Source organism: Nitrosomonas sp. H1_AOB3 (assembly GCF_015709435.1).
GTDB classification, from domain to species: Bacteria; Pseudomonadota; Gammaproteobacteria; order Burkholderiales; family Nitrosomonadaceae; genus Nitrosomonas; species Nitrosomonas europaea.
The window spans coordinates 1,675,268-1,687,006 of record NZ_CP054389.1 but is presented as its reverse complement, the minus strand read 5'-3'; the positions used below and the strand labels follow the sequence as shown (position 1 = coordinate 1,687,006).

At 49.1% G+C, this 11,739-nt stretch carries 10 protein-coding genes and 1 tRNA gene; 7 read left to right on the top strand and 4 right to left on the bottom strand.

Annotated elements, in window-relative coordinates:
• Positions 1-37: 37 nt before the first annotated feature.
• Positions 38-2,365, top strand: coding sequence for a nitric oxide reductase activation protein NorD (locus HRU73_RS07965; RefSeq protein WP_011112455.1), 2,328 nt, complete (start codon positions 38-40; stop codon positions 2,363-2,365).
• A 20-nt stretch (positions 2,366-2,385) separates the two neighbouring features.
• Entirely contained in the window at positions 2,386-2,688 is a 303-nt protein-coding gene (locus HRU73_RS07960; protein WP_011112454.1) for a hypothetical protein, read from the top strand.
• A 273-nt stretch (positions 2,689-2,961) separates the two neighbouring features.
• Here HRU73_RS07960 and HRU73_RS07955 read toward each other — a convergent pair whose 3' ends face one another.
• The 3 genes from HRU73_RS07955 to ispB all read right to left on the bottom strand — a co-directional run bounded on the left by HRU73_RS07955 (position 2,962) and on the right by ispB (position 5,099).
• Positions 2,962-3,387 (bottom strand): hypothetical protein, encoded by a 426-nt coding sequence (locus HRU73_RS07955; RefSeq protein ID WP_011112453.1) that lies wholly within the window; start codon positions 3,385-3,387, stop codon positions 2,962-2,964.
• Positions 3,388-3,958: 571 nt separating this feature from the next.
• Positions 3,959-4,035, bottom strand: a tRNA-Pro gene (locus tag HRU73_RS07950).
• 95 nt (positions 4,036-4,130) lie between these two features.
• Positions 4,131-5,099 carry an octaprenyl diphosphate synthase gene (gene ispB / locus HRU73_RS07945; protein WP_287398350.1) on the bottom strand — a complete coding sequence of 323 codons (969 nt, stop codon included), beginning with the start codon at positions 5,097-5,099 and terminating at the stop codon, positions 4,131-4,133.
• A gap of 186 nt (positions 5,100-5,285) precedes the next feature.
• Between ispB and hemA the strand changes: the two genes are divergently transcribed.
• The 4 genes from hemA (at position 5,286) to grxD (ending at position 8,953) form a co-directional block, all read left to right on the top strand.
• Positions 5,286-6,536: a glutamyl-tRNA reductase gene (hemA, locus tag HRU73_RS07940; RefSeq protein WP_011112451.1), complete on the top strand. Its 1,251-nt coding sequence runs from the start codon at positions 5,286-5,288 to the stop codon at positions 6,534-6,536.
• Entirely contained in the window at positions 6,536-7,615 is a 1,080-nt protein-coding gene (gene prfA / locus HRU73_RS07935) for a peptide chain release factor 1 (RefSeq protein WP_011112450.1), read from the top strand. The genes hemA and prfA overlap by 1 nt, the downstream gene beginning before the upstream one ends.
• Positions 7,612-8,481, top strand: a complete 870-nt coding sequence (gene prmC, locus HRU73_RS07930) for a peptide chain release factor N(5)-glutamine methyltransferase (protein WP_011112449.1) — start codon at positions 7,612-7,614, stop codon at positions 8,479-8,481. Before prfA ends, prmC begins: the two co-directional genes overlap by 4 nt.
• Before the next feature lie 163 nt (positions 8,482-8,644).
• Positions 8,645-8,953, top strand: coding sequence for a Grx4 family monothiol glutaredoxin (gene grxD / locus HRU73_RS07925; protein WP_011112448.1), 309 nt, complete (start codon positions 8,645-8,647; stop codon positions 8,951-8,953).
• 33 nt (positions 8,954-8,986) lie between these two features.
• On the opposite strand, the gene HRU73_RS07920 is transcribed toward grxD, so the two are convergent.
• Positions 8,987-9,406, bottom strand: coding sequence for a YqaA family protein (locus HRU73_RS07920; RefSeq protein ID WP_041356812.1), 420 nt, complete (start codon positions 9,404-9,406; stop codon positions 8,987-8,989).
• A gap of 380 nt (positions 9,407-9,786) precedes the next feature.
• On the opposite strand from HRU73_RS07920, the gene HRU73_RS07915 reads away from it, so the two are divergent.
• A complete protein-coding gene (locus HRU73_RS07915) occupies positions 9,787-11,637 on the top strand; it encodes a bifunctional diguanylate cyclase/phosphodiesterase (RefSeq protein ID WP_287398349.1) in 1,851 nt (616 codons plus the stop codon).
• The last annotated feature ends 102 nt before the right edge of the window (positions 11,638-11,739 follow it).

The window sequence follows — 11,739 nt, the reverse complement described above, 5'->3', positions numbered from 1 at the left end:
TTAACTTATCCGGTATTAACTTTCTTCAGGGTGCACCATGAGTTTGAATCTGACAGATTATAGTGAATTGCTGGAATCACTGCAGGCCGAGTCCAGGTCATTGCTTGAGAATACCTGGTCTGATGCGATCAGGACACTTTCTCCGCGCGGGATAGATAATTATTTGAAGGGTGCTTCTGCTCTGCAGGGGCTTGGGCGCGGTCGTACTTTGGTGGATGTCTGGATCAATGAGATTCCTCTGGTAGTAAAAGAAGTCGGTGACGATGTTGTCAGTGATCTGGCAACGACCTGTCTGATGTTGTCATCCAAAACTTCGGGTGCTGTGATAGAAATAATCATTGCTACCTCTGTTACAGCCGCCAGCAGACTGGGCGATCCGGAGTTGTTCCGCAATTACCTGCAATTTCTGAATACATTTACAGCGCAGGCTCCCCGTGGTGTTCGTCCTATGCTGGATAACCTCGAGGTGCTGTTCAGCCAGCTTACTCTGGGGGGGTTGCGGCGCTGGGCGTTATGGGGCGCGCATGCTCACCGGACGGATTACGAAGCACAACTTCAGTATTTCAGTTTGAGTTCCAAAGAATCCCATGCAGTACTCAGAAAGGAGCGTAAGGGAACACTGTTCGTTGATATTCAGCGGCGTATCAATATTTATCTGCGTGCGTTATGGGCGCGTGATTTTTATATGCGGCCAACATCAGGTGACTTTGAGAATCGTGAAGGCTATCGTCCGTTCATCGAGGATTACATCATCCATCTGCCTGATGCCTATGATAATTACGGTGATATTGCTGCCAGTGAAGTTTATCGTGCAGCGGCTGCGCATGCAGCAGCACATCTGGTGGAAACAAAAAAACCGATCTCTGCCGAGTCGCTGAATCCGTTACAGATGGCAGTCATTTCAGTGATTGAGGATGCGCGGGTGGAAGCCTTGTCCATTCGTCGTTTTCCGGGGTTGCAACATACCTGGTCGGCATTGCATATCGCAACAGCTGACATGAATACGACGATAGGTGATTATCTCAATCGACTTGCGCGTGCCTTGATTGATCCCGATTACAGCGATCCGGATGAATGGGTGATTCAGGGACGGTTGCTGTTTTCCCAAGTGCAGGATCGTTTGACTGATAATCAGATATGCTGGGATATCGGGGTGCAGCTTGCTCATGAAATCATGGCAAAGAAGATACCGTTCAACCCAAGAACGGATGTGCTGACAGCACTTTACCGGGATGATAACCGCTATTTCTGGGAGTTCGAGGAATTTGATTTCGAGCGATCCATTGCCGCCGGTTATGAACCACTCAAACAAGTGCGCAAGCATGTGAGTGTCATGGAATTCATTAACGAGCTCGATGTCGAGACCGCCGGGGATGATGCCCAGGAAATATGGGTGCTGGGAACAGAATTGTTTCCTTACGAAGATTATGGCGTTTCCTACAACACGCTGGAAGGAAAAGAGCCGGTTGCTTCACCTTTCCACTATGCGGAGTGGGACTACCAGATTCAGCTGGAGCGACCAGCATGGTCAACTGTTCAGGAAAAGCGTGCCAAGCCGGGAGATATTCAGATCATCGATGAGATCGCTGCCCAATATAAACGGGAAATTCATCGCATGAAATTCCTGCTGGATGCAATGCAGCCGCAAGGGGTGCAAAGGATTCGTAAACTGGAAGATGGTGATGAAATCGATATCAATGCGGCGATTTCTTCGCTCGTTGATATCCGTATGGGACAGCATCCGGATCCGCGTGTCATGATGCGTGCGGTACGCAAGGTAAGAGATATATCGGTAATGGTACTGCTGGATTTGTCAGAATCCACCAATAATCAGGTAAATGGCCAGGAGTTTACGGTACTGGATCTGACCAGGCAGGCTACCGTGTTACTGGCAGATGCCATTAACCGGATTGGTGATCCTTTCGCGATACATGGTTTCTGTTCAGATGGCCGGCATGACGTCGAATACTACCGGTTCAAGGATTTTGACCAGCCTTACAATGAAGTTCCCAAAATGAGGCTGGCGGGGATGACCGGTCAGCTTTCTACGCGCATGGGGGCGGCCATACGTCATGCAAGCCACTTCCTGAAACTGCAGCGTGCTGCCAAGAAGCTGTTGCTCGTGATTACAGATGGGGAGCCGGCAGATGTTGACGTGCGTGACCCGCAATATCTGCGGTTCGATACCAAGAAGGCTGTAGAAGAAGCCGGTCGTTCAGGCATACTGACGTATTGTATGAGTCTCGATCCTCGTGCAGATCAATATGTATCCAGGATATTTGGAATGCGAAACTATATGGTAGTGGATCATGTTGAGCGATTGCCAGAGAAGCTGCCAATGCTGTATGCTGGGTTGACACGTTAAGGCTGCTTACAGGTAGGTTTATGAGCGAACAAGTTTATTCGGGAGTCGATCAGGATGAGGATGGAGGGTTGACTCCGTTGGGGCGTATCGTGATCGATGCATGGGTTTTTGGTATCCTACCCGAGAGTGAGATGTGTACGGGCTGGAGTATGTCTCAAATGCAAAATCTCTATGAGGAGGTCTATGCTGCATGGGGACCTTATGCACATCTTCCCAGCCGCTTGCCACCGGAATTGCAGCAACGTCATTCTTTTTTCTATTCACAGAGAATAACCGTTGCAAAAAATAATGGCTGGGATACTGATCTCAGCGACGAATCCTGATCAGGATATTTTTCTGGTTCTATCAGGGTTGATTCAGGCAGTAGTACCCGTCTTTACCCTATCCTCCGCCAGTAAAAACTGGCACGACACCTCGTAATAAACCACCTTCGGGTGGTTTATTCTTTTCCTGAATACATTCATTGCGGGTATTTCTGTCATAAAAACAGGCTCAAGTGCTCACTGTATCCGGCGGCTATACTGAATAAGATCGGCTCAGAGTGCTTTTTGTGAATTGCAGGTCCTCTCTATGAGGTTGTCCTGCATTCACTCTCGTTACTGCTTGGGATTCTCTGCCGGAGGCTTCTGCCGGAATGAGATTACCTTTGCCAGTTTGTGGGGAGCTTGCTTCGCCATCATGGCACTCAAAGCAAGTGGAAATTCGATTTGCAGGCGCTGCATGATGTCTGTCTGATCTTCCCGGTAAAAGACAGCGTCATATTCTATTGGCTGATTAAGTGCTTCACGTTCGTGCGAGTGAAAATTCTGCCAGGCAATATCGATCCAGCATTTACGTTGACTGTCGACAAACACGAACTCTTCAGCATCGACGATGGCCATATATTGCATGCTGCGGATGGGTATGAATAATTGCTTTGTTTCACAGCGAGCAAGTAGCTTGATAGCTAGGTTGTAAGTGGTCGCCGGCAGGGTTCGTTTTTCCCGTCTGATTTCAGGATCGCGATAGCAGGTAATTTCCATTTCCAATATCCTCCAGTCAAATGGTTTAATAACAGTCACCTTGTTTCGGGAAAGTGACATTTCTTCAGCGGATATTGCGGGAATTCTGGATGCGTCGATAAACCACCGGCAGCTTCTGTGTCGTTTTACCGGGCTCTGATCCCATATCCGTCTGTCTACGGAAGGTGGCCAGGGTGAGAAGTTTCCAAATACAACTTCAGCACCTTATAATTTGATATTTGTCAAACTCTCAAAAAGATTGTAACGCTATTCCGGGTAGACCGGTAGAAACTTGCTGCACGAAATAAACCGGATATTGGCGCCAGATCCGGGATCGAGAGCATTATTTACGCAACAGGAAAATAGGTTTTGTGCGGCAGATGCTTCTGGTTTGATTCCTGCGTGATCTGTACTGTTGCGATCACGTTGCTCCCGGTCCGAATGATAATCGTGTCCCGTAGGATGGCGTATCGGAGTTGTGAGATGCCTGGTACCGGGGGAAGAGCGATTCAGGGAAGAATCTGCTTGTTCCGGACGGCTTTTAGCCGATATGAAAACCTTGAGCAGAAAATATGAGGTTATCCGGATGATCTGGTCGGGGTGAGAGGATTTGAACCTCCGGCTCCTGCGTCCCGAACGCAGTACTCTACCAGGCTGAGCTACACCCCGAATGAAATGATTTAATGAGAATTGGTGTTTACAAGAAAGTATCCGGTATTGTTAAAATTGGTGGCAGCCAAAGCCGATAATTTCAGTAAATGCTGCTAATAATTTCTTGTAATCGCAAATTCTGCCAATTCTAGCAAACATTGCTTGTAGATAGAATCGCGGATTGCAGTGATTGCCGAAATGGCCATATTGGCTTCGTTCTGGGCACATTGCTTTGCGTAATCGAGTGCACCACTTTCCTGAATGATTTTGAGTATTGGTTCAAACCCATCCTTCCCACCGGTTTCAATGGCATGGCGCACGGTATTTACCTGTTCAGGTATGCCTGAGCGCATGGCAAATATCAGCGGCAGGGTCGGTTTTCCTTCCGCCAGATCATCTCCCAGATTCTTGCCCGTATCCTGATCGTTCCCTGAGTAATCCAGCAAATCATCCACCAGCTGGAATGCAGTACCGAGGTGCATGCCATAGGCTGCCAATGCTTCCTCTTCGGCCGGAGTGGCTCCTCCCAGTATCGCTCCCAATCGAGCAGCAGCTTCAAAAAGTTTGGCAGTTTTGAAACGGATGACCTGTAGGTAGTTTTCTTCTTCCACATCCGGATCACGACAGTTGAGTAACTGGAGCACTTCACCCTCGGCGATGGTATTGGTCGCATCGGCCAGCACCTCCATGACCCGCATGTTGCCTACTTCCACCATCATCTGAAAAGCGCGCGAGTAGAGAAAATCCCCTACTAATACACTAGCGGCATTGCCAAATAAAGCATTGGCAGTGGCCTGGCTGCGGCGTAATTCGGATTCATCCACCACGTCATCGTGCAGGAGTGTCGCGGTGTGAATGAATTCGACGACCGCAGCCAGGTTGTGATGGTGCAAGCCTTTGTAATCGAACAATCCTGCAGCCAGGATGACCAATGCCGGCCGCAGTCTTTTGCCGCCGCTGTGAATGATATATTCACTTACCTGTCGGACTAGTGCAACCTGAGAATGAAGCTTTTGCTGGATAACATTATCAACCTCTCCCATATCTTTGGCGATAACATTTCTGATTGACTCGATTGACACAATGACTCCCTGAAGAAACTGCTATGGTAGAAATGTCGCTGCCTGGGTGTCAAGCTGGATTCCCGCAGATGGAGCAGCCGAGATGTATGTCGTACAGCGTGTGGTCATGGAACTTCCATTGATTGAGGCGGTACAACTTCCGCTATAATTGACCCATTTTGAATTGGCGTCATCGGGATACTTTTCATGCAACTTTTTGCTTTTGGTGTCAACCATCATACTGCACCTTTAGACATACGCGAGCATGTAGCTTTTTCGGAAGAGTCGATGCAGCATGCGCTGCATGATCTGGTAGGTCACCAGCTCGTCAAGGAGGCGGCTATTGTCTCAACGTGTAATCGTACTGAGATATATTGTAATACCGATACGCCGGATAAGGCAGTCGGCTGGCTGGCTGATTTTCACCACCTTCGGTTCGGGGATCTGGAGCCTTATCTCTACAGATTGTTGCGGGAACAGGCGGTCAAGCACGCCTTCCGTGTCGCCAGTGGGCTGGATTCCATGGTTTTGGGTGAGCCGCAGATACTGGGACAGATGAAGAATGCCGTAAAATCTGCTGAACAGGCGGGAACCTTGGGACTGTTGTTGCACAAAATGTTTCAGCGCACATTTTTTGTCGCCAAGGAAGTACGTACTTCTACAGAAATAGGTGCTTGTTCCGTTTCAATGGCAGCCGCGTCGGCACGCCTGGCTGAGAGAATTTTCGGCAATATCAGTGAGCAGAAAGTGTTGTTCATCGGTGCAGGTGAAATGATCGAATTGTGTGCCGCCCATTTCGTTGCCAGACATCCTGTGCATGTAACTGTTGCCAATCGCACGGTAGAGCGGGCAGAGGCGCTGGCCCGGCGCTTCAATGCTCATCCTATCTCCCTGGGTGAGCTGCCGGATCAGTTGGCGTTGCATGATATTGTCGTTACTTCTACGGCAAGTCCGTTGCCGATACTTGGAAAAGGGATGCTGGAACGGGCGATCAAGCAGCGTAAACATCGACCGGTTTTCATCGTTGATCTGGCCGTGCCGCGGGATGTTGAAGCGGAAGTGGCCGAATTGGATGATGTGTTTCTGTATTACGTGGATGATCTGGCCGATATTGTCAAAGAGGGGTTGGATAATCGTCAGGGTGCGGTGACTCAGGCTGAGACGATTATTGAATCCAATGTCGTCGATTTCATGCACTGGGTTGCCACGCGGCAAAGTGTCCCAACCATTCGGGCACTGCGTAATCAGGCAGAGCGATATCGCCGACATGAGCTGGCCCGTGCACACAAACTGCTGGCAAAAGGAGAAGATCCTGAAAAGGTATTGGAATCACTCAGCAGTGGATTGACCAATAAATTCCTCCATCTTCCTTCTTCTGTTCTGAATCATGCGACTGATGATGAACGTGAACAGCTTATCGAACTCGTCAACCGGCTGTACCAGTTGCATCACTCTTAATGAACAAGGGAATTATCGATCAGCTCACCCGGCTGAGTATGCGGCTGGGGGAACTGGACAAGTTATTGAGTACCGAAAAAATCACAGCGGATCTGGATAATTACCGGAAGCTTTCGCGTGAACGGGCAGAAATCGAACCGGTAACCGAGCTGTATCGCACCTACCAACAGGTCGAACAGGATTTGGCAACAGCCAGGGAAATGAGTTCAGATCCACAGTTTCGTGACTTTGCCGAAGCCGAAATCGAGGCAGACAGGCGGAAACTCACAAATATCGAAACCGAAATACTCAGGCAGTTGTTGCCTAAGGACCCGAATGACGAGCGCAATATTTTTCTGGAAATACGGGCAGGTACGGGAGGAGATGAGTCCGCCCTGTTTGCGGGCGATCTGTTTCGCATGTACAGTCGCTATGCGGAGCGGGAAGGATGGCAGGTGGAAGTCGTTTCACAGAATCCTTCCGAGGTAGGCGGGTACAAGGAAATCATTGTCCGAATCATTGGCCACGGTGCTTATTCCAGACTCAAGTTCGAGTCGGGCGGACATCGTGTACAGCGTGTTCCGGCGACTGAAACACAGGGACGTGTACATACTTCGACCTGTACCGTTGCGGTTCTGCCGGAAGCAGATGAAATTGCCGATATCACTCTGAATCCGGCTGATTTGAGGATCGATACCTTTCGTGCTTCCGGGGCTGGAGGACAGCACATCAACAAAACGGATTCGGCTGTGCGGATTACCCATTTGCCGACGGGAATCGTGGCTGAATGCCAGGAGGGGCGCTCCCAGCATAAAAACAAGGCGCAGGCGATGAGTGTTCTGATTGCCCGTATCCTTGACAAACAGGTACGTGCGCAGCAGGCTGAACAGGCAGCTACTCGAAAATCGCTCGTGGGAAGTGGTGAACGTTCAGAGCGCATTCGTACCTATAATTTCCCGCAGGGCAGAATTACTGATCACAGGATCAATCTCACACTCTATAAAATCGAGCAGATTATCGATGGCGAGCTGGATGAACTATGTTCCGCCCTGGCTGCCGAGCACCAAGCCGCCCAACTGGCTGCCATGACAGAGAAATGAGGGGAAACGATTTGCTTGTTCCGGCACGGGAGAGCCCGGATGCATCCGTTACAATCGGTGAGCTTTTGCAGAGAGCTGCAAATGTCGTTGATCGCGTCGATGCACGTTGGATATTACAAAGTGTATTGAACACAGATGCGGCTTTCCTGATCGCGCATGCTGAACAGTTACTCAGTACGGATCAGGTTGCCCATTTCCGGCAAATGCTTGCAAGGCGCATAGCCGGGGAGCCGGTTGCATACCTGACAGGAGAAAGGGGATTTTACGATCTGGTATTTGAAGTGACGCCCGATGTATTGATTCCACGCCCTGAAACGGAGCTGCTGGTGGAGATGGCATTATCGAAAATACCATCTGACAGGAAATGTAATGTTCTCGACCTGGGAACCGGGAGTGGAGCTATCGCGATTACCCTCGCCAGGCATCGCGCCAGTACCTGTGTGACGGCGGTCGATTTTTCTCCCGGAGCAATGGCAGTCGCCCGCAGGAATGCCAGAATGCACGCTGTAAAAAATGTGGTATTCATCGAGGCTGACTGGTTTTCCAGTTTTACCAGCGAAAAATTTGATGTGATCGTAGCCAATCCCCCCTATGTCGCTGCAGGAGATCCGCATTTAGAGGAAGGGGATCTGCGTTTCGAACCGTTGACTGCACTGGTGGCTCAGGATAACGGTCTGGATTGTATTCGTACAATCATTGCGCAAGCTCCGGGCTATCTTGAACCATCCGGATGGTTGATGCTGGAACATGGCTATGACCAGGCTGATGTCTGTCGCGAATTACTGGCTAAAGCTGGTTTTACCCACTTGTTTACCCGACCGGATATTGCCGGTACAGACAGGGTAACTGGTGGACAGTATGAATGAGTCCCGATAAGAATTTGTGACATGATTTGTGAATTGTTATGAATACATAAACTCAAATGAATAAATGAAAGGAAAGAAGTTTTTGTATGAGATGAGTCAGTTGGAATATCGGTTGGTTATGAAATATATGACTGCTTTGTAAAATTCAAGGAGAAGATAAAATATGGATGTCGTTGATTCTATTGAGAAACAAGTATCGTCACACCCGGTGGTTTTATATATGAAAGGTACGCCGCAGCAACCACAGTGTGGTTTTTCCGCCAACGCGATACGGATATTGAATGCTTGCGGGGTTGAGGATTTTTTTGCAGTAAATGTGCTGGCTGACCCGGAAATACGTCAGGGCATCAAGGATTATTCCAGCTGGCCTACGATTCCCCAGTTGTATGTCAACGGGGAATTTATCGGTGGGTCGGACATCATGTCCGAAATGTATCAGAATGGAGAATTGCAGAAGCTGTTTGAGAAATGATCGGGCAATGAGCCGATCCGTGTACCAATTGTACTAACTGATTGCTAAAGCAATTACCCAGTATCTTGCAAATTTACCTGCAGCAATGAAAAGTGCTGCTGAGGCCCAGTGGATCCGCAACCATCCGGCGGCTACGCACAATATGTCGCCGATCAGTGGCAGCCAGGACAGAAATAACACGGGTGCCCCATGGCGGCGTATCCACTCCAGCCCGTGAACATGGCGACCAATCTTCTCTGACAGCGCCTGTTCGTCGGGCAGCAAACGACCAATCACATAAGAACTCATTCCCCCCAGCGTATTACCGAGCGTGGCGATGTTCAATGCTGGCCAGAACAGATCGGGATAAGCAACCAGCACCCCAGCCAGCACAGCTTCAGATCCTCCCGGTAGTAACGTTGCCGCAAGAAAACTGCTGGTAAAAAGTGCCAGCAGACTGGCATTCTCATTCATAGGAATAGTGTCAATTTTCTGGTAACAGTAGGTGAATCGGAGGGTAGTTCGAAGATGTCCGCAAATCGTTGTATTTATACACTGCGGTAGTGTAGCACTGTGGACGCTACTACTTTATTCCGGTGATGTCATGCCGGAAGGGAATTGACGCTCCTGTGACTGCATCTCCTGTCATGCTGTCATGTAGATACGACAGATATGGGAAATTCCACGTTACGCAGAAATCATCATCCCATGGCTCATGAATTACACAAGTTTATAAAGGTTTCATATATTTGTCCGTTTTACCTTCAGTGATCGAAATAATACAAAAATGAAATTATCCTAAACCAGCCGGCAACATTTAGAGCCCCGGGGTATTCAAGCAAAAAGGAAAACTGGTGAAACTGATTATTGCTAGATATGCAATCCGGGTTGCGCGTTTTACTGCCCGTGGCGGGAACTTTATTCCAGAAGGCGGAAAAATCAAGGGGAGAGGGCTAAACAGTATCCCGATCCGATTTACGCTGATGGCTCTGGTGTTTACGGCGTTGTGTACATTTCTGCAATACCACTATGTACTCCCGTTAATAGAATCCGGAACATCTGACAGTATAGTCGTTGTGGCAATTCTGCTGAGTATCTCCCTGCCTGCGGCAATTACGTATTTTGCCGCAAATAAGCTGACAAATACCATACGTGAGCTCAACAAGAGTACCGATGCCATAGCAGCGGGAGATTTCGATAGACCGGTCGATGTGGATTGTGCCTGTGAAGTCGGTAGCCTCGCTGACAGTTTTCGTGCAATGGTGAATCGCCTCAATTCCAATATCGTGCGGATCAATACACTGGCGTATACGGATGCTGTGACAGGATTGCCCAATCGGGCCGTGGTCAGCCATGTTCTGGATCTTGCCGCGAGAATGCGGGGGAGTGCGGATTGCAAGGGTGCGCTGATGTTTATCGATCTCGATGGGTTTAAGCGCATCAATGACACATTGGGCCATGAGGGAGGGGATGAACTGCTGCGTCAGGTAAGTCGGAGGGTCATCGAAAAGGGATTTAATCTGACACGTGGCCAGATTGAAAATTGTACGACAGCATTTGGTGAGTTACGCCAAACTTGTCCTGAAAAACTTGTTTTCGCTCGCTTTGCCGGAGATGAGTTCGTGGCAATCATGCCGGGAGAATTTCATCGACGCGTACTCGAGAAATACGCTGCGGATATTCTCAAAGCAGTGAACGAACCTTTCCTGGTCAGCGACAATGAACTGAGGATTGGTGCCAGTATCGGTATTGCCCGGGTGACCTCGGACTCGGATGATCCGAGGCAGCTTCTGATCAACGCCGATATAGCTATGTACTCGGCAAAAGAATCCGGTAAAAACCAATATCGGTTTTTTGATGAATCACTCAAGAATATTGCAGTTGAACGCAGCCAGATTGAGGCCGATCTGCGCAAGGCGATTGAAGAGGATATGCTGGACATGCATTATCAGCCCAAGCTGAATGCCCAGACCTTGCAGGTTACGGGTGTCGAGGCTCTGGTGCGCTGGAAACATCCGCAAAAAGGGGCGATACCACCAGCCAGATTTGTCGGAATAGCTGAACAATGCGGATTGATGCCAGCACTTGGCACGAATATCCTGCGTATGGTTGCCAGGCAGGCACGCGCGTGGCAGGAGGTAGGGATGCCGATGCCCATTGCGGTGAATGTTTCTGCAGTACAGTTCGAGCGTTCCGGCATAGCAAATGAAATTCTCGCTATTCTTGAACAACACGCAGTTGACCCGCTACTTATCGAGATCGAACTTACTGAATCAATGATCATGTCTGATTTTGCGACGGCAAAATCGCGCCTGGAACAACTGCGGGAGGCTGGTGCACAAATTTCAATTGATGATTTTGGTACGGGTTACTCCAATTTGTACCAGCTTTCACATCTGCCGTTCAACGTTCTGAAGATTGATAAATCCCTGGTAGACGATATCGGCAAGAATTCAAAATCTGAAGCGATCGTTACTGCCATTGTCCAGATGGTACATTCGCTGGGGCACAGGGTGGTGGCAGAGGGTGTCGAGACGCATGAACAATATGCTTTCCTCAGAAAAGCGAGGTGTGATCAGGTACAGGGTTATCTGTTCGGTCGTCCCATGCCTGCACACGAGCTGATAGAATGGGTCAGTGACCATGCTTCAGATAATGGCTCCATGAATAATACCCTGATTGAGAAAATCTCCAGAGTGGCTTGAGGCACGTGCAGGGTAGCAGTTGTATTTATCCATGTGCTGACTGGCCACGTTTCTCGATCGTACTTCCATGTCGTGTATTCTGATTGCATAATTGTGGAACAG

What these genes read in the sequence shown, in the direction of transcription:
- HRU73_RS07920 (WP_041356812.1), bottom strand. Translation starts at nt 9,406, where the DNA reads ATGAATGAGAATGCCAGTCTGCTGGCACTTTTTACCAGCAGTTTTCTT.
- prmC (WP_011112449.1), top strand. Translation starts at nt 7,612, where the DNA reads ATGAGGGGAAACGATTTGCTTGTTCCGGCACGGGAGAGCCCGGATGCA.
- HRU73_RS07965 (WP_011112455.1), top strand. Translation starts at nt 38, where the DNA reads ATGAGTTTGAATCTGACAGATTATAGTGAATTGCTGGAATCACTGCAG.
- grxD (WP_011112448.1), top strand. Translation starts at nt 8,645, where the DNA reads ATGGATGTCGTTGATTCTATTGAGAAACAAGTATCGTCACACCCGGTG.
- prfA (WP_011112450.1), top strand. Translation starts at nt 6,536, where the DNA reads ATGAACAAGGGAATTATCGATCAGCTCACCCGGCTGAGTATGCGGCTG.
- HRU73_RS07955 (WP_011112453.1), bottom strand. Translation starts at nt 3,387, where the DNA reads ATGGAAATTACCTGCTATCGCGATCCTGAAATCAGACGGGAAAAACGA.
- HRU73_RS07960 (WP_011112454.1), top strand. Translation starts at nt 2,386, where the DNA reads ATGAGCGAACAAGTTTATTCGGGAGTCGATCAGGATGAGGATGGAGGG.
- hemA (WP_011112451.1), top strand. Translation starts at nt 5,286, where the DNA reads ATGCAACTTTTTGCTTTTGGTGTCAACCATCATACTGCACCTTTAGAC.